17 protein-coding genes and 1 pseudogene are annotated in these 20,275 nt (G+C 72.4%); 9 read left to right on the top strand and 9 right to left on the bottom strand.

The window, feature by feature from the left end; genetic code table 11:
* Positions 1–6: 6 nt before the first annotated feature.
* The 3 genes from ACIBAF_RS07610 to ACIBAF_RS07600 form a co-directional block, all read right to left on the bottom strand.
* Positions 7–1,071 (bottom strand): hypothetical protein, encoded by a 1,065-nt coding sequence (locus tag ACIBAF_RS07610; RefSeq protein WP_399462209.1) that lies wholly within the window; start codon positions 1,069–1,071, stop codon positions 7–9.
* A gap of 211 nt (positions 1,072–1,282) precedes the next feature.
* Positions 1,283–1,723 (bottom strand): hypothetical protein, encoded by a 441-nt coding sequence (locus tag ACIBAF_RS07605; protein ID WP_399462208.1) that lies wholly within the window; start codon positions 1,721–1,723, stop codon positions 1,283–1,285.
* A gap of 111 nt (positions 1,724–1,834) precedes the next feature.
* A complete protein-coding gene (locus ACIBAF_RS07600; RefSeq protein WP_399462207.1) occupies positions 1,835–3,046 on the bottom strand; it encodes a pyridoxal phosphate-dependent aminotransferase in 1,212 nt (403 codons plus the stop codon).
* A 125-nt stretch (positions 3,047–3,171) separates the two neighbouring features.
* Here ACIBAF_RS07600 and ACIBAF_RS07595 point away from each other — a divergent pair, with 125 nt between their 5' ends.
* Positions 3,172–3,783, top strand: a complete 612-nt coding sequence (locus ACIBAF_RS07595) for a hypothetical protein (RefSeq protein ID WP_399462206.1) — start codon at positions 3,172–3,174, stop codon at positions 3,781–3,783.
* Positions 3,784–3,859: 76 nt separating this feature from the next.
* Here the strand turns inward: ACIBAF_RS07595 and ACIBAF_RS07590 are convergent, their stop codons facing one another.
* Complete coding sequence (locus tag ACIBAF_RS07590) at positions 3,860–4,087, bottom strand: hypothetical protein (protein WP_399462205.1); 228 nt, start codon at positions 4,085–4,087, stop codon at positions 3,860–3,862.
* A 355-nt stretch (positions 4,088–4,442) separates the two neighbouring features.
* On the opposite strand from ACIBAF_RS07590, the gene ACIBAF_RS07585 reads away from it, so the two are divergent.
* Complete coding sequence (locus ACIBAF_RS07585; RefSeq protein ID WP_399462204.1) at positions 4,443–5,330, top strand: serine protease; 888 nt, start codon at positions 4,443–4,445, stop codon at positions 5,328–5,330.
* Between the two features lie 22 nt (positions 5,331–5,352).
* Here the strand turns inward: ACIBAF_RS07585 and ACIBAF_RS07580 are convergent, their stop codons facing one another.
* Together ACIBAF_RS07580 and ACIBAF_RS07575 are read right to left on the bottom strand one after the other, a co-directional pair.
* Positions 5,353–6,978, bottom strand: a complete 1,626-nt coding sequence (locus ACIBAF_RS07580; protein ID WP_399462203.1) for an amidohydrolase family protein — start codon at positions 6,976–6,978, stop codon at positions 5,353–5,355.
* Between the two features lie 11 nt (positions 6,979–6,989).
* On the bottom strand, positions 6,990–8,264 hold the full coding sequence (locus ACIBAF_RS07575) for an amino acid deaminase (protein ID WP_399462202.1): 1,275 nt from the start codon (positions 8,262–8,264) through the stop codon (positions 6,990–6,992).
* A gap of 125 nt (positions 8,265–8,389) precedes the next feature.
* Between ACIBAF_RS07575 and ACIBAF_RS07570 the strand changes: the two genes are divergently transcribed.
* From ACIBAF_RS07570 to ACIBAF_RS07560, 3 genes are read left to right on the top strand one after another with little or no spacing between them, the layout of a single operon-like run.
* A complete protein-coding gene (locus ACIBAF_RS07570) occupies positions 8,390–9,532 on the top strand; it encodes a sugar kinase (RefSeq protein WP_399462200.1) in 1,143 nt (380 codons plus the stop codon).
* Positions 9,529–10,293 carry an IclR family transcriptional regulator gene (locus tag ACIBAF_RS07565; protein ID WP_399462199.1) on the top strand — a complete coding sequence of 255 codons (765 nt, stop codon included), beginning with the start codon at positions 9,529–9,531 and terminating at the stop codon, positions 10,291–10,293. Before ACIBAF_RS07570 ends, ACIBAF_RS07565 begins: the two co-directional genes overlap by 4 nt.
* Positions 10,290–10,715, top strand: coding sequence for a RidA family protein (locus ACIBAF_RS07560; protein ID WP_399462198.1), 426 nt, complete (start codon positions 10,290–10,292; stop codon positions 10,713–10,715). Before ACIBAF_RS07565 ends, ACIBAF_RS07560 begins: the two co-directional genes overlap by 4 nt.
* A 172-nt stretch (positions 10,716–10,887) precedes the next feature.
* On the opposite strand, the gene ACIBAF_RS07555 is transcribed toward ACIBAF_RS07560, so the two are convergent.
* The gene (locus ACIBAF_RS07555) at positions 10,888–12,897 is read right to left on the bottom strand and encodes a zinc ribbon domain-containing protein (protein ID WP_399462197.1); all 2,010 of its coding nucleotides are present in this window, start codon (positions 12,895–12,897) and stop codon (positions 10,888–10,890) included.
* A gap of 238 nt (positions 12,898–13,135) precedes the next feature.
* On the opposite strand from ACIBAF_RS07555, the gene ACIBAF_RS07550 reads away from it, so the two are divergent.
* Positions 13,136–13,774, top strand: a complete 639-nt coding sequence (locus ACIBAF_RS07550; RefSeq protein WP_399462196.1) for a hypothetical protein — start codon at positions 13,136–13,138, stop codon at positions 13,772–13,774.
* On the opposite strand, the gene ACIBAF_RS07545 is transcribed toward ACIBAF_RS07550, so the two are convergent.
* On the bottom strand, positions 13,771–15,141 hold the full coding sequence (locus ACIBAF_RS07545; RefSeq protein WP_399462195.1) for a M14 family metallopeptidase: 1,371 nt from the start codon (positions 15,139–15,141) through the stop codon (positions 13,771–13,773). The two genes, ACIBAF_RS07550 and ACIBAF_RS07545, sit on opposite strands and share 4 nt — an antisense overlap.
* Before the next feature lie 304 nt (positions 15,142–15,445).
* Between ACIBAF_RS07545 and ACIBAF_RS07540 the strand changes: the two genes are divergently transcribed.
* The 3 genes from ACIBAF_RS07540 (at position 15,446) to ACIBAF_RS07530 (ending at position 20,068) form a co-directional block, all read left to right on the top strand.
* Positions 15,446–18,304, top strand: coding sequence for a LuxR C-terminal-related transcriptional regulator (locus ACIBAF_RS07540; protein WP_399462194.1), 2,859 nt, complete (start codon positions 15,446–15,448; stop codon positions 18,302–18,304).
* Positions 18,305–18,582: 278 nt separating this feature from the next.
* Positions 18,583–19,515, top strand: a complete 933-nt coding sequence (locus tag ACIBAF_RS07535; protein WP_399462193.1) for an anti-sigma factor RsbA family regulatory protein — start codon at positions 18,583–18,585, stop codon at positions 19,513–19,515.
* Between the two features lie 85 nt (positions 19,516–19,600).
* Positions 19,601–20,068, top strand: a complete 468-nt coding sequence (locus tag ACIBAF_RS07530; protein WP_334577533.1) for an ATP-binding protein — start codon at positions 19,601–19,603, stop codon at positions 20,066–20,068.
* Positions 20,069–20,124: 56 nt separating this feature from the next.
* On the opposite strand, the pseudogene ACIBAF_RS07525 reads toward ACIBAF_RS07530, so the two are convergent.
* Positions 20,125–20,275 (bottom strand): annotated as a pseudogene (locus tag ACIBAF_RS07525) (zinc ribbon domain-containing protein); the annotation flags it as partial.

Raw genomic sequence — 20,275 nt, 5'->3', positions numbered from 1 at the left:
TTCCCCCTATCCGCGCGCCCGTCGCGCCAGCTCGTGCAGCACCTTGGAGGTGGGCACGGGCGCCTGGCGGACGCCGGTCAGTTGCTTCTTGAGGTAGGTGGTGGCCGAGGCGAACTCGGCGGCGACGCCCTGCGGGCGGAACCCGTGCCGGATCTCCAGCTTGCGCATCTGCGGGTCGCTGGAGAGGAGTTCGGCGAGGGCGGCGCCGTTCTCGGAGAGCGGGACGGCGGTGTGGTCGCTGTTGACGGTGGTGTCCGGGTAGAGGACCACCAGGTCGTCGGGCTGCTGCCCGCCCGCCAGGAGCGAGGCGACCTGCGACTCGTAGACCAGGACGAGCGGGTTGCCGGCGCCGCTGACGAAGTCCCGGAAGGCCGCGTCCGTGCTGGACTGCTGGGCGCCCTGGACGCTCACCAGCTTCTTCAGCAGGGGCGCCGTGCGCCCGACCTCGGCGTCGCTCGCGACCACCTTGCCGCCGTTGGCCACGTAGGACGCGGCGGCGAGGTAGAGGGCGCCGGAGTTGGAGGTCTCCGGGTCGGTGCTGGAGAGGTAGAGGGTGCCCGTCAACTCCCCGTACTTCTGAGCGCCCTTGAGCTGCTGCCAGGTCCGGTCGGCGCGGGCCGCGTCGAGATAGGCGGCCATCTTCAGCGTGCCTCGGTGGGCGGCGTCGAGCGTGGCCAGACCGTTGCCGGCGAGCACGTCGGCGGCGCTCTTGTGCGCCACGACGACGAGGGGCGAGTAGAAGGGGCGGGGGAGGGTCCCCGTCACCTTGTACTTCGCGGCGAGCTCGACGGCCGGCGCCTGGCTGCTGGGGAAGGCGAGGTCGAAGCCCTTGAGGTCCAGGCCCTCCATGGCCCAGGACCCGGAGGTCTCGGCCTTGACGGTGTAGCCCTTGGCGGCGAGGGCCTTCACCACGTCGGGATCCGCGAAGAACTCCGCCTTCTCCGACCCGATCACCATCCGCACGGTCTTCGTTGCCGTGCCCTTGTCCTCATCACTGCGCCCCGCGACGACGGCGACCACCACACCCGCCATCAGCAGCACAGCGAGGACGATTCCTGCGATTCGTCTCACAGGGGGAGCGTGCTCCCGGAACCCCACATTCCTGGGCGGTCCGGGTGAACGGGAGGTGAAGGGGGAGACCCGGAACTCAACGGGAAGCGCGGATTCCGCACGTTGTTCCGCACGCTGTTCGGGACGCTGTTCGCGGCGGGCGTGGCGCCCGGTCCGCGCGTCGCTGCGGGTGCACGCGGACCGGGGCCGTTCACGGTCCCCCGAGGGGGAGTCAGCCGGCGGTGCTCAGTTCCTTGTTCTCCACGTGCTCCACCAGCGCGGCGGCGTGCGCGTCCATGCGCTGGGCCGCCAGGATCGCCGCCGCGGTGTCCGCGCGGGACGCGGCGACGAGGAGGGCCCGGCCCGCCAGGGCGTGCGCCCGCTCGTGCAGGGCCGCGAGGCACGGCTTCGTCGGGGCGACGGCGCGAGGGGTCGAGCGGACCTGCGTCCGCCCTCCCCGCAGCCGGGCCACCTGCTGCGCGAGCCGTGTGCCCGCGGTGTCCAGGTCGGCGGACGGGGCCGTCGCGCACAGCTCGTCGGTGACGGTGAGCAGCGCCGCGAGATGACCTGCGAGCTGGATGTCCAGCTCTTCCTCGCGGGAACGGTGGGGGAAGTCCGAGGACGTGCCGGCCATCGTGCTGTGGACCGACTTGGTGCGGATCGGTTCGTACATGAGGACGGCCTCCTGTGATGTCAGGAAACCATCCTACATTAGATTTCGTCTAAGGTTGAGTCGTCGAGGCGCCCTGGAGCCGTGCCCCGGAGTCGCGCGCGGGAGCCGCGGCTACGACTGGCCGTAGCCGTCCAGGAAGCGGCCGATCCGGCCCACCGCGTCCCGCAGGTCCGTCGCCGTCGGCAGGGTGACGACCCGGAAGTGGTCCGGCTCCGGCCAGTTGAACCCGGTGCCCTGGACGACCATGATCTTCTCCTGGCGGAGCAGGTCCAGGACCATCCGCCGGTCGTCCTTGATCTTGAAGACGGTGGGGTCGAGGCGCGGGAAGAGATACAGCGCCCCCTTCGGCCGCACGCAGCTCACGCCCGGGATCTGCGTGAGCAGCTCGTACGCCGTGTCCATCTGCTCCTTGAGCCGCCCGCCCGGCAGCACCAGGTCGTTGATGGTCTGCCGTCCGCTGAGCGCGGCGACCACGCCGTGCTGTCCCGGCATGTTCGCGCACAGGCGCATGTTCGCCAGGATCGTCAGGCCCTCGATGTAGGAGTCGGCGTGCGCGCGCGGCCCGGAGATCGACATCCAGCCGACCCGGTAGCCGGCCACCCGGTACGCCTTCGACATGCCGTTGAAGGTGAGGGTGAGCAGGTCCGGGGCGACCTTGGCGGTCGGGGTGTGCGTGGCGCCGTCGTAGAGGATCTTGTCGTAGATCTCGTCCGAGCAGACCAGGAGGTTGTGCCGGCGCGCGATGTCGGTCAGCCCGCGGACCATCGCCTCGTCGTACACGGCGCCCGTCGGGTTGTTCGGGTTGATGATGACGATCGCCTTGGTGCGGTCGGTGACCTTCCGCTCCACGTCCGCGAGGTCGGGCATCCAGTCGGCCTGCTCGTCGCACCGGTAGTGCACGGCGGTGCCGCCGGACAGCGAGACGGCGGCGGTCCACAGCGGGTAGTCGGGCGCGGGGACGAGGACCTCGTCCCCGTCGTCCAGCAGCCCCTGCATCGCCATGACGATCAGTTCGGAGACGCCGTTGCCGATGAAGACGTGCTCGACGTCCGTCTCTATGCCGAGTGTCTGGTTGTGCATCACGACGGCCCTGCGCGCGGCCAGCAGACCCTTGGCGTCGCCGTAGCCGTGCGCCGAGGAGACGTTGCGGAGGATGTCCTCCAGGATCTCCGGCGGGGCCTCGAAGCCGAAGGCGGCCGGGTTGCCGGTGTTCAGCTTGAGGATGCGGTGACCAGCCGCTTCCAGGCGCATCGCCTCCTCGAGAACCGGGCCCCGGATCTCGTAACAGACGTTGGCGAGCTTGGTCGACTGGATCACCTGCATGTCTGGGAGCTTACGGCTCGGTAACGCGTCCCGGGGGGTGTTTTCCGCCACGTGAGACGGGTGTTTTGCACGCTTATCGCCGGTGGGTGTCCCACGGGCCGCGCCTTTCCCTACAATCCGCGCCCATGTCCACGCCAGGCGAGAACGCAGAACCTCAGGTGCGGCCGAACGTGTACCACCCGTACGAGGCCGCCGATCCGACCTCGTACGAGGAGTACCGGGACCCGGCGGCCGCGCACGGCTGGGAGAACGCGTACGACCAGACGACCGAGCTGCCCCGGGTCGTCCCGGCCCAGGCGGAGCCGGGCGGCCGCGCGGACCGCCGCCGCGCCGCGCGCCGCACGGGCGGCCGGTGTTCACGGCGGGTGATCGTCGCCGCCGGCGCGGTGTCGCTGGCCGCGGCGATCGCCGGGTACGCGGGCTTGTCGTCCGGCGACGCGCCGGGCGGGAAGGCGGGTACGGGGCGGCCGGACGGGGGGTCGGTGGCGCCCACGGGGGCGGGGAGTCCGCAGAGCGGGTCCGGCACGCCTCGGGCGGAGTCGGGCGCCGCCCCGGCCGAGACGTCGTCATCGTCCTCCGCCGCTCCTTCGAGCGTCTCGCCGAGTGCGGTCACCGACCCCGGCAGGAGTACGTCGTCGCCTACCGCCGCCTCCGACACCCCCGCGCCGACCACCCCGACGGCCACGGCCGCAAACGGCGGCCGCGGGCACGGCCGGGGAGGCATCAAGCGGCGCTAGGCCGTGGCCCGGCACGGTCAGGGCAGGGTCCGGATCAGGGTGGTCACGGCGTAGAAGACGACGGCCCAGAACACCGTCACGGCGGCGACGATGCCGAGGCCGACGAGGTTGGGCGCAAGCCCGCGATCCAGTCGTCCGGCGGCGGGAAGGCGTGGAGGTCGCGGACGGCGCACGTCGCGCCGATGTCCAGGCCCGTCTCGCGCGGGACCAGGGGGTCCCAGTGCGGCGCCGTCAGCTCGACCAGGCGGCGCAGCTCCGGCTGTTCGGCGGAGAACAGCCGTGTTCCGCCATGTTCCGCCCGCAAGCCATGCGTCGCCTTCGCGCCACTCGGCGGCGGGCCGGTCCGGTGGTTGCCGGACGGCTTCGGTGCTGGGGTTGGGGTCCGCGAGGGCCGACCTCCCTCGCGACGACCGGCGCGCGACGGCCGCCGGCGACGGGGTGCGATGGGCGCGCAGAGTCCCTTCCGCGATGGGCCCGCACGAGTCGGCCTCGCCGTGCGAGGGCTCGGGCGCACGGCCGCGGCCCCCTGTCCGCGGCTGAAAACAGACCCTTGATCTCTCCTCTCCCGACACCAACAATGCGCATGACAAAACACGCATGACACAGCAGCGGGCGACCGGAAGATCTCCGGTCGCCTTGTCGTAAGAGGGGACCCCCACATGAGAAAGCCTCTCGTCGCCGCGTTCTTCGCCCTGGCCATCGCCGGGGCGGGCGCGGCGCCCGCGGTCGCCGCGCCCATGAGCGCCGCGCCCGCCGCCTCGGCTTCGGCGATCGCGGTCAAGGCGGACACCAAGGCGGCCGCGCCCACGCTCAAGGCCGTCAACCTCGCCGGGACCGTCGCGCTCAGCAACTGCTCCGGCTCGGTCATCCGCTTCCCGAAGTCCCTGGACACCGACCCGGCGCTGGTGCTCTCCAACGGCCACTGCCTGTCTACCGGTTTCCCGGAGCCCGGCGAGGTGCTCGTCAACCAGGCGTCCAGCCGGACCTTCGGGCTGCTCAACTCCTCCGGCACCCGGGTCGCGACCCTGCGCGCCAGCAAGCTCGCCTACGGGACGATGACCGACACCGACGTGTCGATCTACCAGCTCACCAGCACCTACGCGGCGATCAGGAGCTCCTACGGGATCTCCGCGCTGACCGTGCAGGACACGCACCCGACCGCCGGCACCGCCATCACCGTGGCCTCCGGCTACTGGAAGACGCTCTACAACTGCAGCATCGACGGGTTCGTGTACCGGATGAAGGAGGGCGACTGGACCTGGAAGGACTCGGTCCGTTACACCTCCGCCTGCCAGACCATCGGCGGCACCTCGGGCTCGCCGGTGATCGACCAGTCCACCGGCAAGGTCGTCGCCGTCAACAACACCGGCAACGAGGACGGCGAGCGCTGCACCGAGAACAACCCGTGTGAGGTCGACGCGAGCGGCAACGTCGTCGTCCGCAAGGGCATCAACTACGCCCAGGAGATCTACCAGATCCCGGCCTGCTTCACGACCGGCAACCAGCTCAACCTGAGCGCGAGCGGGTGCACCCTGCCCAGGCCGTAAGGCTGAGCGGAGGGGCGTTCCGTCACACGGGACTGCGACGGACCGCCCGCCCCGCCAGCACGTCCGTGCGCCGGCCGTCCTCGATGACGAAGCGGCCGTCGATCAGGACGTGCGGGATGCCCGTCGGGAGGGTGCGGGGGGCGTCGTAGGTCGAACCCGCCGCCACCGTGCCCGCGTCGAACAGGACCAGGTCGGCGCGGTGGCCCTCGCGGATCAGGCCGCGGTCGGGGAGGCGCAGCCGGGCCGCCGGGCGGCCGGTCAGGTGGGACACGCACTCCTCCAGGGACAGAATCCCCAACTCCCGTGCGTAGTGGCCGAGATAGTGCGGGAACGTGCCGTACGCGCGCGGGTGCGGCTTGGCGCCGACCAGGACGCCGTCCGAACCGCCGGTGTGGACGCGGTGGCGCATGATCGTGCGGACGTTCTCCTCGTGGCCCACGTGCTGGAGGATCGTGGGGGCCAGCCGGTCCTCCAGGAGCAGGCGGCGGGCCGTCGTCCAGGGCTCCTCGTCCCGCCGGGCCGCCGACTCCTGGACCGTGCGGCCGACGTGGTCCGCCAGGCGTTCGTCGCCCACGCCCGAGATCTCGACCGTGGCCCAGTCGACGGGCACGCCGTGGCAGCCGTCCGCGCCGGTCACCTCCAGGTCGTGGCGGATCCGGGCGGCCGTGTCGTCGTCCGCGAGGCGGCGCAGGATCTCCTGGGGGCCGCCCTCGCTCGCCCAACTGGGCAGCAGGGCGGCGAGCGTGGTGCAGCCCGGGGTGTAGGGGTAGGTGTCGAGGGTGATGTCGGCGCCGGCGTCCAGGGCCTTGTCCAGGAGGGTCAGGAGTTCCGGGGCGCGGCCCTCGTTCACGCCGAAGTTCATGGTGGCGTGGGCGAGATGGAGCGGGCAGCCCGCCTCGCGGGTCAGCTCCACCATCTCCGCGTACGCCTCAAGCGCGCCGGCGCCGTAACTGCGGTGGTGGGGGCAGTAGTAGCCGCCGTGGCGCGCCACCACCCGGCACAGTTCGGTCAGTTCGGAGTCCGGCGCGTACATGCCTGGCGTGTACGTCAGGCCGGACGACAGGCCGACCGCGCCCTGCTCCAGGCCCTCCGCGACCAGTCGCCGCATCCGGTCCAGCTCCCGGGGCGTCGCCGGGCGGTCCTCCCAGCCGACGGCGAGGGCGCGCACCGTGCCCTGCGGGATCAGGTAGGCCGCGTTGACGGCGATGCCCTCGCCGGCGAAGCCGTGGTCCAGGCGGTCCAGGTACTCGCCCACCGAACGCCAGTCGAAGTCGAGCTCGTCGCCGTACCCGTTCCAGCCGGTGATGGCCCGGCGGACCTCCTCCAGGGTGCGGTCGTCGACCGGGGCGTACGACAGCCCGTCCTGGCCGAGGACTTCGAGAGTGACGCCCTGCGCGGCCTTCGCACTGTGGTCGGGGTCGCGCAGCAGCGCGAGGTCGCTGTGGGCGTGCATGTCGATGAAGCCGGGCGAGAGGGTCAGGCCCTCCGCGTCCAACTCCCGTACGGCTCTCGGGCGTTGGCAGCCCGCCGCGGCCGCCTCCTTGACGATCGCGACGATCCGGCCGTCGTCGATCAGCACGTCCGCGCGGTAGGAGTCCGCGCCCGTCCCGTCGACGACGTCCGCGTCCCGGATGACGAGGTCTTCCATCGCTGCGGCTCCTAGAAGAAGGTGCGGATGTAGTCGACGACCGTGCCGTCCGCCTCCGCGACCGGGATCAGCGGCCACTTGTCGAAGGTCGTGCACGGATGGGACAGGCCGAGGCCCACCCAGTCGCCGACCTGCAGGTCCGCCTCCTGTGTGGTGCGCAGCCAGGCGTGCTGGTCGGAGAGCCCGGTCACCGAGAGGCCGGTGGCGGGGCGTTCCGTGCCGTCACGGCGGACGACCTGGGCGAAGGGCAGGTCGAGGTCGTAGGCCGCGTCCCGCTTGCCCGCGTTGACGAACGCCTGGTCGGGAGAGGGGCGGGAGACGACCTGCGTCCACAGGCGGAACGCCGGCTCCAGCGCGCCCTCCTCCGGCACCCGGTTGAACGGGGTCAGCTTGCGGTAGTGGCCGTCGTCGTGCGAGACGTACGCGCCCGAGCGCAGCAGCTTCAGCACGGGCGCGGACAGTTCGGGGATCTCGGCGAACACGTCCGCCACCGTGTCGAACCAGGCGCTGCCGCCCGCGCTGACCACGATCTCGTGCAGCCCCGCGAACCGGCCCGCCTTGTCGAACTCGACGGCCAGCGCGACCAGCCTGTCCAGCCACGCCCGCACCCGCTCCGGCGTCGCCTGCGGCACCTCGCCCTCGTAGCCCGCGACGCCGGCCAGCCGCAGGGACGGGACGGCGGCCACCGCGTCCGCGACCAGCGCGGCCTCCGCCTCCGTACGGACCCCGGTGCGGGCGCCCTCGCCGGCGGCCAGTTCGACGACGACGTCCAGGGGGCGGCCCGCGTCGGGCAGCGCCGCGCCCATCAGCTCGACCCCGCGCACGGAGTCGACGTAACAGATGAACTTGAAGTCGGGGTCGGCGTCCAGCTCGGCGGAGATCCAGCGCAGGGACACCGGGTCGACCAGCTCGTTCGCCAGGAAGATCCGCTCCACCCCGAACGCCCGCGCGACCCGCATCTGGTGCGGCACCGCGAGGGTGATGCCCACGGCGCCGTGCTCGATCTGGCGGGCGAACAGCTGCGGGGCCATGGACGTCTTGCCGTGCGGGGCGAAGACCAGCCCGTGGCGGGCGGTGTACGTCTCCATGAGCCGCAGGTTGTGCTCCAGGCGCTCGGCGGAGAGCGCCAGCACGGGAGTCGCGAAACCGCCGGTGAAGAGGTTGCGGCGCTGGGCGGCCAGCTCGCCGACGGTGAGGCCGTCGGCGTCCGGCGGGAGGCCCTTGAAGCGGTGGTCGACACGTTCCTCGGCGAGTCGGGCGAGCGCCTCGAATGCCTCGGTACCCATGGAACCTCCCTGATCAGGAGCGTTGCAACTTGTGCAACGTCCATTGCGTATGTCGTTTGCTGCTGTCTAACATCTCGGCCAACGCGGGGTCAACGGACCCTCCGACCCGCACCGGCACGGGAGCTATGAGGATCGTGACCACCACTGGACCCTGCAATGCCCCCGACGTCGTGGACGTCGTCGCGCTCGGCGAGTCCATGGTCGCCTTCCTGCCCTCCCGGCCCGGCCGCCTCGCCGACGTGCCGTCCTTCGACCGGGGCATCGGCGGCGCGGAGTCCAACGTGGCCTGCGCGCTGGCGGCGGCCGGACACACGGTGCGCTGGGTCAGCCGGGTGGGCGCGGACGGGTTCGGCGACCACCTCGTCGAGACCATCGGCTCCTACGGCGTCGACGTGACCTCCGTACGCCGGGACCCGGCCCGCCCGACCGGCGTCTACTTCCGCACCGCCGGCGACCGCGCCACCGACGCGCACGAGGTCGCCTACTACCGGGCCGGCTCCGCCGCCTCCGCGATGGCGGTCGGGAACACGGACCTGACGGCGGTCCGGGCGGGCCGCGTACTGCACCTGAGCGGCATCACCGCCGCCCTCTCCGGGGACTGCCTCGGCCTGCTGCGGGAACTGACCGCCTGCCGGCCGGGCCGCCCTCTGATCTCCTTCGACGTCAACCACCGGGCCGGGCTGTGGCGGGACGCCGACGGACCGCGCGTGCTGCTGGAGCTGGCACGCGCCGCGGACGTCGTGTTCGTGGGGGAGGACGAGGCGGAGGAGGCGTGGGGGGTCACGGGCGGGCCCACGGCGATCAGGGACCTGCTGCCGGAGCCGGGCACGCTGGTGGTGAAGCAGGGGGCGCGGGGAGCGACGGCGTTCGCGGGCGGATGCGACGGCGGCGCCCCGTCGGTGCCGGGCCGCGCGCACCGGCTCCGGCCCGCGCCGACCCCCGGCGCCGGACAGCCGACGGTCACCTTCGAAACCGCCCCGACGGTCCAGGTCAGCGCGGCGGTCGGGGCCGGGGACGGCTTCGCCGCCGGGTTCCTCTCCGCCACCCTGCGCGGACTGCCCGTACGCGAACGCCTGCGGCACGGACACCTCATGGCCGCAGCCGCCCTCACCGCCCCCGGCGACCTCGCCGCCCCTCCGACGCGCCCACACGCCGACCGGCTGGCCGCCCTCGACCCCGAGACGTGGGGGACACTTCGACTCGGCCCCGGCTGGACGCACACCGAAGACCGGGAAGGCCAGGCCGAAGAGGAGGCACGCACCCCATGAGTCAGACCGTCGACCGCGCCCTGAGCATCCTGCCGCTGCTCGCCGAGGGACCCGCCGACCTCGGACAGGTCGCCGACCGCCTCGGCGTGCACAAATCGACGGCCCTGCGGCTGCTGCGCACCCTCCACGAACACGGCCTCGTCTACCGCCAGTCCGACCAGCGCTACCGCCTCGGCGCCCGCCTCTTCGCCCTCGCCCAGGAGGCGATGGAGAACCTCGACATCCGCGAGATCGCCCACCCCCACCTCGTCCGTCTGAACGAATCCTGCGGGCACACCGTCCACCTCGCCGTCCACGAGGAGGGCGAGGTCCTCTACATCGACAAGGTGGAGAGCCGCTACCCGGTCCGCATGTACTCGCGGATCGGCAAGCCCGTCGCCATCACCGTCGCCGCCGTCGCCAAACTGCTCCTCGCCGACCTGCCCGAGCCCGAGCGGCGGGCGGTCGCGGAAAAGCTCGACTACCCCCTGTACACGGCCCGTTCCACCCCCAACGCCCCCGCATTCCTGCGGGAGTTGGAGAAGGTACGCGAACAGGGCTGGGCCACCGACCTCGGTGGCCACGAGGAGTCCATCAACTGTGTCGCCGCGCCGATCAGGGGCAACGACGGCCGGGTGGTCGCCGCGATGTCGGTCTCCGCGCCGAACGTCGTCGTCACCGCCGACGAACTCCTCACCCTCCTCCCGCTGGTGCGCCGCGCTGCGGACGCCATCAGCGGCGAGTACTCCGGCAGGACACCTATCAAGGAAGCCACCTCATGACCGAGAAGACCGCGACCGAGAAGATCGCGCTCACCCCGAAGACCCACACCACCCCGCCCGCGAAGTTCTCGCACGGTGTCCGCAAGGGCAACATCCTCCAGGTCGCGGGCCAGGTCGGCTTCCTCCCCGCCGAGGAGGGCAAGCCCCCGACGCCGGCCGGCCCCACCCTGCGCGAGCAGACCCTGCAGACCCTCGCCAACGTCAAGGCGATCCTGGAGGAAGGCGGCGCGAGCTGGGACGACGTGATGATGATCCGCGTCTACCTGACGGACACGGGCCACTTCGCCGAGTTCAACGAGCTCTACAACGCCTACTTCGAGGCACAGCCCCTCACCGCCCCGCCCGCCGCCCGCACCACGGTCTACGTCGGCCTTCCCGCGGGACTCCTGGTCGAGATCGACGCACTGGCCGTCCTCGGCTGATCCGCTGACGCTCCCGCAACTCCCGCACCCCGTACGCAGGGACGGCGCACCATCTCGCGCCGTCCCGCGATACCCCCATCAGCGAGCGCGGCACCCTCAGGACGTGGACCGTCCTGGAGACGGTGCTGTCGGTGGCGGGGTTCGTTGTGGCGGCCGTATTGAGCGTCTCTAATCAGCTAAGTGATCCTGTGTGATCCGCAGGTTGCGGGATCGGTTGGATCGGTTCCCATCTGGGTGGGGTGGCGTGGGCGTGCAGGTGGAAGCCTGCGCCCCGTGCTGTCCCTCGTGGCCGGTGTCGGCGGGATGGGGGTCCCCCGGGACGGAGTCCGGGGGTGGGTGTGCTGATTGTCGTCACGCCCTGGTGCCGGTGGGCTGCGCGGGGCAGCCGTCTCCGGCCCGTTGGTGCGTGTCCCTCCGGACGCTTGCCCGCCGGGCCCGAGGGGCCGGTGGGGGAGGGTGCCCTGCGTCGCCTGGGCGCGGGGCGTGGGGTTCTGCGCCGGGTGGGTCCGGTCTTGGACCGGTCCCGGCGAGTGGGTGGGGTGGCCGGTTCGACCACCGCGGTGGCTTCGAGCTTGTCGACAACGCTGCGGACGACCATCGCTCCGCTGGCGCGGTCGGTGGCGGTCTTGGTCTGGTGGGTGAGGCCGCGGGCGGCGATGCGCTGCCACGCCCCGGTGTCGCGGTCGCCCTGCCAGCGGCACTCAGGATTGGGGCAGACGGCCCACTTCCAGCCGGGTGTGGTGGGCCGGTCGGGGGCCTTGTGGTGGCGCAGCGGGACCATGCAGCGGGGGCAGTGCTTCGAGGTGTTCCGGGCCGGGACGGTGACCACGGCGATGCCCGCTTCGGCGGCCAGGTGCCGCATCCGCTCCATGATCTGTCCGCGTACCTGCTGGGACAGGCGGGTGTTCAGGGTGCGGCCCATGCCCCGGGCCTCCATCGAGCGGAGGTCCTCGACGTAGATCACGCTCGCACCGGCAGTGATCGCCTGGTCGACCGTCCAGCGGGCCGCGGACCAGGCGAGGGCGTCGTTGAGGTTCGAGCGCCGGTGGGACACGTGCCGGATCTCCTCGGCCAGCACGGCCTGTTTGCCGGACAGACGATGCTCGTCACTGTCGCCGATGAGCCGCTGGTAGTGGTCGCTCTTGGCGTGCAGGTGCTCGCTCTCGCGGCGCAGCCGGTGCTGTTTGGCCAGCACACCGGCGGCCCGGAACTGGGCACCGGAGCCCAGCGCGGTGATCGTCCCGTTGCCGTGGAGCCGGACGGCGCCCGCGCTGAGCAGGGTGTTCAGGCCCCAGTCCACGCCCAGCGCGATCGTGTGCCCGGTGCGCCGGGCCTTCGGCACGGCATGGGTGTGGGCGAGGTCGGCGCACACCCGGCCCCGGTGGACGCGGAGCGTTGGCAGGTGCAGCACCGCGCCGGGCGGGACGGTGGGCGGCAGTGTGATCGGACAGGCGACCCACGTCCAGTCCGCATAAGAGCGCGGGTCGGGGCGGGTGGGCAGCTGCAGCCGCAGCAGCGCCCGGCCGGGATCGTCGGCGCGGGCGAGGGTGGCCTGCTGGACGTCGCACGCGGACAGCACCAGCATCCGCGCCGCCTGGGGCGAGGTCTCCAGCTCGAACACGCCGGCCGGCAACCAGCCGTACCGGCGCTGGAAGGTGGCGATCTGCCTGGTGCGAGAGGTGATGACGCCGGAGGGCAGGTGACGGCCGTCGGGGATGGCCTCGCGGACGGCGTCCCATTCGGCAGGGGTGCGCTTCGCGGGGTCGGCGGGCCACGTCTCGATGACTCCGGTGGTCAGGTCGGCCCGCCACTTCGCCGACCGCAGCAGGCGCCCGGCCTGCTCCTGGGCCATGCGCACGATCCGGTCGTTGACACGGATGCCCTCGGGCGGGCCGACCGTCCAGCCCAGGCGTCGCAGCGCCATCCACGCCTGTGACGGCAGCCCGCGGCCCCCGGCGTCCACGCCCGAGGCCAGCAGGTCCACATCGGCGGCGTTCCAGTGCGCGGCCAGCAGCCCGGCGGCCATACCGGACACCAGATCCGCGGCCCAGCCCACCCGCTGGGCCAGCACAGCGGCCGACAGTACCTCACCCGTCTTCTCCACCACCCCCGCCCGCAGCAGACCACGGGCACAGGCTGTGCGGGCCGACTCCCCCTCACCGAGCGGAAACCTCCGGCTCACCAGCGCCCCCTCCCCTCACCCGTGGTGCTGTCATCCGATCAACGACACGCCCGTGGAAAAGTCACGCATTCGATCCACGCACTCCCATACGACCGGCAGACGACGCAGCACCGCACATCACTGCAGATCCCTAAGGGAAAGCGTGAGCCTGTTCGTGTAGGTGTCTCGTGTAGGCGTCTCATAACGAAGTTGGGGGCTGGCTGTGTCCGGCACAGGATCTTCGACCATACTTCCCGCTGTGGAGCAGCAGCGGATAGGTTCGAGCAGCCAGCCCCTGGAGGGCGAGCCCCTGAAGGGCGCCGGATTCGACCCGGCCTTCATCCCCGGGCTCACGTCGCCCGCGACCGCGGAGCCGGAGGACACCGACCCGGCCGAGAAGGCCGAGGCGGCGGACGGGGCGGCGGACGAGGCGGACGTGGCCCAGGGCGAGGTCGTCGAGGGGACGGAGACGGAGGCCCCCGCGGAGGAGACCGCCGAGGACGAGTCCGCGGAGAGCGATGCCTCCGACGGTCCCGTCTTCGAGGCCTCCGACCGTCGTGCGCGGATCGCCGCCGACGCCAAGGGCGTCCGGCTCCGCCTCGACGAGGAGGAGTGCGAGTTCCGCTGGGACGAGATCGGCGCGATCGAGACGGAGGCGCCGCGCTTCGGCAAGCGGTTCACCATCACGGTGCACACCCCTGACCGTCGCTGGTACCCGATCGAGATCGAGGCGACGGCCAGGGCGCGCTTCCAGGAGTGGGACGAGCAGTTGGACGCGGTCCTCGACGCCTACTTCGAAGACGGCGAAGAAGCCGCCGAAGCCGAGGACGTCAAGGCCAAGGACGCCGAAGCCAAGGACGTCGAAGCCAAGGACGTCGAAGCCAAGGACGCCGACTAGCTGCAGTACTGGCTCTGCTTCCCGATCGACCGGTACATGCAGTCCGCGTTCTCGAGAAGTTGCAGCACCGCGTCCCGGTTCCGGGAGGTCTCCCGCTCGATGACCTCGTCGGGCGGGTAGAACCCGCCCCCGGAGCTGGACGACGGATACATCTCGAACGTGTAGTCGAAGATCTTGTGCGTGCCCCAGAGGTAGTCGTCGATCGACCCGTCCGTGATGTACAGGTCGCTGGCCTGCTCCGGGGTGTACCCGTTGCTCGCGGCCATCTTCTGTCCGATGGCCTTGAACGCGGCGTTGTCGTCCGCGGTCATCCCGGTCGCCGTGTCCGCGCCGGTGTACCCGAAGGGCCACAGCACCAGCTCGCTGTAGGTGTGGAAGTCGATGCCGGCGGTGATCTGCTGCTTCCCGCCCACGACCCGGCTGCGCACGAAGTCGGCGACGACCTTCACCTCGGGCGCCGACTCGGCGGACGCGCCCCGGTAGGTCTCCGAGGACGTGGACCCCGAAGAGCCGCCGCAGCAGCCCCACTTGTAGTTCCAGTTCCGGTTGAGGTCCGTGCCGACGTACGAGGAGCCGGAGTTGGGCTGCCGGTTCTTGCGCCACGAGCGGTAGGAGCCGGTGGCGATGTCGTACTCGCCGCCGTCCGGGTTGAGGTCCGGGACGATCCAGATCTCACGCCCGTTGACCATGTTGGTGACGCGGGAGTCGGAGCCGTAGCCGGCGCCCAGCTCGCGGATCAGGTACAGGGCCATCTCGACGGTCATGTGCTCGCGGGCGTGCTGGTGGTGGGTGAACAGCACCTCCGGCTCGGCCTCGTCGGCGCCGACGTTGTCGCTGATCTTGACGGCGATGATGTCCCGGCCGCCGTACGACTTGCCGATGACCCGTTTGCTCATGATGCTCGGGTAGGCGGCGATGCGCTGGTCGATCTCCGTCGTCATCTCGGCGTAGTTGTGGTACTTCGAGTCGGCGGACGGGAAGTCGTACAACCGCACCTCGTCCTCGGCGATCCGGTTGGGCGCCGAGCCGAGCAGGGAGACCTCGTAGCCCTGTGCGCGCAGCTTCTTGATCTGGTCGGCGCGCCCGGAGACCACCACGGTCTCCTCGTCGGCCTCGTCGACGCTGACCCCGGAGGCGGCGATCGCGGTGCGCATGCCGGGCGTGCTGTGGGCGATGTGGATCTCGTACTGGCGGATGTCGTCGGCGGAGGCGGTCGGTTTCGGGGCGCTGCCCGCCGCGGCGTCGGTGACCGTCGCCGAGAGCGGCGCGGCGAGGGCGAGGGCCAGCAGGGCGGCGAGCGCGGCGGTTCGTCTGCCGCCGCGGGCGCCGCCTGCGCCGGATCCTGAGCCGCGAATGCGAAGTCGCATGAACTCTCCTCGTGGGGAGCGGTTGTGGGGGGCTGTGCGCTTGCTGTGTGCGGCGGTGCGGTGCCGCTCATCGTCGGGGCATGGCATGAGCAGGTCAAGAGACGACAAAGGGACGGTTGGCCGGAATCATGCGCAGCGGTGAGCGATCGGCCGCGCAGTGTAGCCACGGTCGCATCTCCGGAAGCGGTTCCCGTGGAAGTACACCCATGCGTGTGAGGCGGGAGTGCATATATGTACGGCCCGGGGGAGGCTGAGGGCTCGCGCGGGAACCCACCGCATCACACCCCCAGAGGACTGGCTGATCATGGGCGGATCGGTGCCGCGCCGGGACTGTCACCTGCCGGTGGAGACGACCAGCTTCGTCGACCGGCGCGGCGAACTGGCGGCAGGACGCGAGCTGTTGGCCCGGGCCCGACTGGTCACCCTGACCGGCCCCGGCGGCGTCGGCAAGACCCGTCTGGCCGGCCGGATCGCGGCCCGCGTGGCCCGGGCCTTTCCCGACGGCGTCCGCTTCGTGCACCTCTCCGGCCTGCACGACCCGACCCTGGTCCCCCTCGCCGTCGCCGACGCGCTCGACCTGCACGACCACTCGGCACGCCCGCCCCTGGACGCGCTGGTGGAACGCCTGCGCGACCGCCGCGTCCTGCTGGTCGTCGACAACTGCGAGCACCTGCTGCCCTCCTGCGCGACGCTGGCCGGCGCCCTGCTGCGGGGCACCGCCGGCGTCCGCATCCTCGCCACCAGCCGCCACCGCCTCGGCCTGACCGAGGAACACCTGATGGAGGTACGCCCGCTGCCCGTCCCCGACCCGGACGGCGACCTGACCGCGGCCGACGGCTACCCGGCCCTGGCCCTGTTCGCCGACCGGGCGGCCGCGGTCGTCCCCGGCTTCCGCCTCACCGCAGCGAACCGCGCCTCGGTCGCCCGCCTCTGCCGGCGCCTGGACGGCCTCCCCCTGGCCATCGAACTGGCCGCGGTCCGTATGCGCGTCCTGGACGTCCCCCAGCTCCTGACCCGCCTCGACGACCGCTACCGCCTCCTCAGCACCGGCAGCCCCACCGTCCCGCCCCGCCACCAGACCCTGCGCGCGGCCGTCGACTGGAGCTACGACCTCTGCGACGCGCACGAACAACTGACCTGGTCCCGCCTGTCGATCCTCCCCGGCACCTTCGACCTGGACACGGCAGAGGCGGTCTGCGGGACAGGGGCGGTCCACGGGACGGAGGCGGACTGCGGGACGGGGGCGGTCCGCGGGACGGAGGCGGACTGCGGGACGGGGGCGGTCCACGGGACGGGGTCGGTCCACGGGACGGGGTCGGTCCGCGGGACGGGGGCGGTCCGCGACGCGGAAGAGGACTTCGGGGCAGGGCAGGACTTCGAGGCGGTGCAGGGCTTTGAGGCGGGGCGGGGCTTCGGGTCGGGAGAGGGCTTTGAGGCGGGGCGGGGCTTCGGGTTGGGAGAGGACTTCGAGGCGGGGCAGGGCTTTGAGACGGGGCGGGGCTTCGGGTTGGGAGAGGACTTCGAGGCGGGGCAGGGCTTTGAGGCGGGGCGGGGCTTCGGGTCGGGAGAGGGCTTTGAGGCGGGGCGGGGCTTTGAGGCGGGGCAGGGCCTCGAGTCGGGAGAGGGCTTTGAGGCGGGGGAGTCCTACGAGGCGAGGGCGGGGGCCGGCGACGTCCTCCGGGCCGTCGCCGGCCTGGACATCCTCGAAGCCGTCGCCGGCCTGGTCGACAAGTCCGTCCTGTCCAGGGAGTCCGGCCCGGCGGGCACCGTCCGCTACCGCCTGCTCGACACCCTCCGGCACTACGGCCTGGAGCGCCTGCGCGAACGCCCGGGAGAGGAGCACACGGTCCGGGTCCGGCACCGGAACCGGATGCAGCAGCAGGCCGGCGCCGCCGAGAAGCACTGGTTCGGCCCCGCCCAGGCGGACATCGTCGCCCGCCTCCGCGCCGACCAGGACAACCTCCGCAGCGCCCTCGACTTCAGCCTCACCACCCCCGGCGAATCCCTCGCGGGCCTACGCCTCGCAGGCACCCTCTGGTTCCACTGGCACGCCTGCGGCGCCCCCCGAGAGGGCCGCTACTGGCTGGACCGCGCCCTCGAAGCCAACCCCGACCCCACCCCCGAACGAGCCCGCGCCCTGTGGGTCGCGGGCCTCCTCGCCGGCTGCCCGGAAGACCTCACCCGAGGCCGTCACCGGGCGGAACAGGCCCGCGCCCTGGCCCACACCCTCGGCGACACGGCCGAAGCGGCCCACGCCGACTACGTCGTAGGCGTCATCCGCCTCTTCAGCGACGACCTCACCGGCGCCCTCGACCACTTCCGTGCCGCCGCCGACCGAGGCCGCGTCCCCGGCCAGCACCTCAGCCTCGTAGGCCTCGACCGGGTCGAACTGGCCTGCGCCCTCGCCTTCCTGGGGCGCGCCGACGAGGCCATCGCGGTCTGCGAGCAGACTCGCGCCCTGTGCGCCGAGCACGGCGAGCGCTGGGTGCTGTCGTACGTGGAACGGATCCTCGCGCTGGCTTACAGCGTGCGCGGCGACTGGGCGCAGGCGCAGCGCCACGGCAGGGAGGCGATACGTCTCAAGCACGCCGTCCACGACGTCCTGGGCATGGGCCTCACCCTCGACCTGCTGGCCCGGATCGCGGCGGCCCGCGAAGCCCACGAGCGCGCGGGCGTCCTCCTCGGCGGCGCCGACCGCGCCTGGGCGGACGTCGACCGCGACCGCTGGGGCGCGGCCTGCCTCAACTCCACCCGCCGCACGACCGAGGAGCGCGTCCGCGAGGCCCTCGGCCCCACCGCGTTCCGCCGGGCGTACGACCGCGGGGCCGCCCTCTCCCTGGCGGACGTGGTCGCCTACGAACTGAAGGAGAGCAGGGACAAGGACAGGGACAGGAGAAGGGACAGGAGCGAGGGCAGAGGCAGGACCGAGGCCGACGCCGAGGCCGAGACCGACGCCGAAGCCAGGGAACTCCCCTCCGAGCGCCTCACCCGCCGGGAGGCCCAGGTAGCCGAACTCGTCGCCGAGGGGCTCGCCAACCAGCAGATCGCCGACCGCCTGGTGATCGCCCGCCGCACCGCCGAAGGACACGTCGAACGCATCCTCAGCAAGCTCGGCTTCAGCAACCGCAGCCAGATCGCCGCCTGGGTGACCGCCCAACGCTGACCCGCCCGCACCCGCACCCCCACCCGCACCTGCACCCGCACCTGCACCCCCCACCCGCTCCCGCACCGCCACCCGCTCCCCGCTCCCGCACCGCCACCCGCTCCCCGCTCCCGCACCGCCACCCGCTCCCCGCTCCCGCACCGCCACCCGCTCCCCGCTCCCGCTCCCGAAGACGCTCCCGCTCCCGCTCCAGAAGACGCTCCCGCTCCCGTACGCGCACCGCACCGCACCGCACCGCACCGCATCCACCCACTCACCCGATGGGGGACCCCGGACCCATGACCGCTCAATCCGATGCCACCGCCACCGCCGCCGCCCCAGGCGCGTTCGACCACCGCATGTCCGTCTCCGCCAGCGACGAGGCCTTCCTCGCCGCCGCCCTCCCCTTCCTCGCCGAGGGCCTGGCCGCCCCCGAGGAGCCCCCGCCCGTCGCCATCGTCGCCCCCGACAAGCTGGACCTCCTGCGTGACGCCCTCGGCGCCGACGCGAAGGACGTCGGCCTCGTCCCGCACACCGACTGGTACACCGGCTCCGCCGCCAACGCCATCGCCCGGGCGGCCGCTCACCTCGCCGCGCACGCCGGTCCCGGCGGCCGGGCCCACCTCCTCATGGAGCCGGTGTGGAACGGCCGGGCCGGCCGCTCCCCGCGCGAGAGCGCCGAGTGGATCCGCTACGAGGCCCTCGCCAACCTCCTCTTCGCGCCGACGGCGACCACCGCCATGTGCGTCTACGACACCCGCACCGCCGGCTCCGCCCTCATCGAGGCGGCTCGCCGCGCCCACCCGGACAGCGGCGTGTACGAGGATCCGCTGCGCCTCGCCGGGGAGCTGGACGCCGTACCGCTGCCTCCGACCCCCGCCGACGCCGAGACGCTCGCCGACCCCGCGCCGGACCTCGTCCGGGCCTGGGCGACGGGTCGTGGACTGGCCGCCGCCGACGCGGAGTTGTTCGCCACGGCCGTCGCCGAGGCGGCCTCCCTCGCACCGGTCGCCGGGGCGCTGCTGTGGGGCGAGGCCCCCGGCTGCGTCTGCGAACTGCTCCTGGCCCGCCGTCTCGACGACCCCCTCGCCGGCTTCGTCCCGCCGCAGACCGCAGAGTTGGCGCCAGGCCAGGGCCTGTGGTTCGCCCGCCAGGTGTGCGCGTACGTGGACGTCCGCCAGGCGGGCACGGGCGGCGGCGCCGGGACGACCGTACGACTGCAGTACGCATAGATGTGCGGACTCGGCCTCTCGACAGGTACGGAATCGGGTAGTCCTCCCCGTACGCGGACGGCGCCCGGAAGGAGATCCTGACACCATGCTGCGACTTTCCGGGGGAAGCGGCCCCCTCCCGGACCCCGCTCCTCAGTACGGCGCCTATCCCCAGCCGCCGATAGGGGCAGGCCATTGGAGCGTCGAGTACGACCCCCGGCCCAGCGCCGTCCGCGAAGCCCGCGCGCAGGTGCGCAGACAGTTGGAGGGCTGGGGGCTGGCCGACCGGGAGGAGCTCGTGGACACCGCCGAGCTGCTCGTCAGCGAGCTGGCCACCAACGCCCTGCTGCACAGCGCGAGCCGCTTCCGTCTCACCCTGAGCGCCGCTCACGGCGTCCTGCGCTGCGAGGTCGCCGACACCGGCCGTCGCACCCCGCAGGTGCTGCACGCGGGCGGCACGGAGAGCGGCCGGGGCATGTTCCTGGTGAACGCGCTCGCCCGGCGCTGGGGCTGCTGCCAGGACGGACCGGGCAAGACCGTGTGGTTCGAACTCGGCACCTGCGCCTGCGAGTAGGTCTGTACGGCTCGGCGCAGCCCGGTGTGCATCCGCATAGCGACGTGCACCCTGGCCTAAAGTCCGGGGATTCCGGCCTGGGTCGTCTGACCCTTCCGGGGGCTTCCTGCTTCACCGCGCTGCGCGGGCAAGGACGTTGCGGGCTGCGTTGTGATCGCGGTCGTGCACCGTTCCGCACTCACCGCACGTCCACTCCCGGACGTGGAG

Origin of the sequence: Streptomyces sp. NPDC051677, from assembly GCF_044453465.1 — a bacterium.
Lineage (GTDB): Bacteria > Actinomycetota > Actinomycetes > Streptomycetales > Streptomycetaceae > Streptomyces.
Note: the sequence above shows the minus strand (reverse complement) of the source record. Positions and strands in the feature narration are given on the sequence as shown.

Excerpts from the sequence above, each read along its gene's own strand:
- ACIBAF_RS07605 (WP_399462208.1), bottom strand. The coding sequence starts at position 1,723 with ATGTACGAACCGATCCGCACCAAGTCGGTCCACAGCACGATGGCCGGC.
- ACIBAF_RS07600 (WP_399462207.1), bottom strand. The coding sequence starts at position 3,046 with ATGCAGGTGATCCAGTCGACCAAGCTCGCCAACGTCTGTTACGAGATC.
- ACIBAF_RS07595 (WP_399462206.1), top strand. The coding sequence starts at position 3,172 with ATGTCCACGCCAGGCGAGAACGCAGAACCTCAGGTGCGGCCGAACGTG.
- ACIBAF_RS07585 (WP_399462204.1), top strand. The coding sequence starts at position 4,443 with ATGAGAAAGCCTCTCGTCGCCGCGTTCTTCGCCCTGGCCATCGCCGGG.
- ACIBAF_RS07580 (WP_399462203.1), bottom strand. The coding sequence starts at position 6,978 with ATGGAAGACCTCGTCATCCGGGACGCGGACGTCGTCGACGGGACGGGC.
- ACIBAF_RS07575 (WP_399462202.1), bottom strand. The coding sequence starts at position 8,264 with ATGGGTACCGAGGCATTCGAGGCGCTCGCCCGACTCGCCGAGGAACGT.
- ACIBAF_RS07570 (WP_399462200.1), top strand. The coding sequence starts at position 8,390 with ATGAGGATCGTGACCACCACTGGACCCTGCAATGCCCCCGACGTCGTG.
- ACIBAF_RS07565 (WP_399462199.1), top strand. The coding sequence starts at position 9,529 with ATGAGTCAGACCGTCGACCGCGCCCTGAGCATCCTGCCGCTGCTCGCC.
- ACIBAF_RS07560 (WP_399462198.1), top strand. The coding sequence starts at position 10,290 with ATGACCGAGAAGACCGCGACCGAGAAGATCGCGCTCACCCCGAAGACC.
- ACIBAF_RS07545 (WP_399462195.1), bottom strand. The coding sequence starts at position 15,141 with ATGCGACTTCGCATTCGCGGCTCAGGATCCGGCGCAGGCGGCGCCCGC.
- ACIBAF_RS07540 (WP_399462194.1), top strand. The coding sequence starts at position 15,446 with ATGGGCGGATCGGTGCCGCGCCGGGACTGTCACCTGCCGGTGGAGACG.
- ACIBAF_RS07535 (WP_399462193.1), top strand. The coding sequence starts at position 18,583 with ATGACCGCTCAATCCGATGCCACCGCCACCGCCGCCGCCCCAGGCGCG.
- ACIBAF_RS07530 (WP_334577533.1), top strand. The coding sequence starts at position 19,601 with ATGCTGCGACTTTCCGGGGGAAGCGGCCCCCTCCCGGACCCCGCTCCT.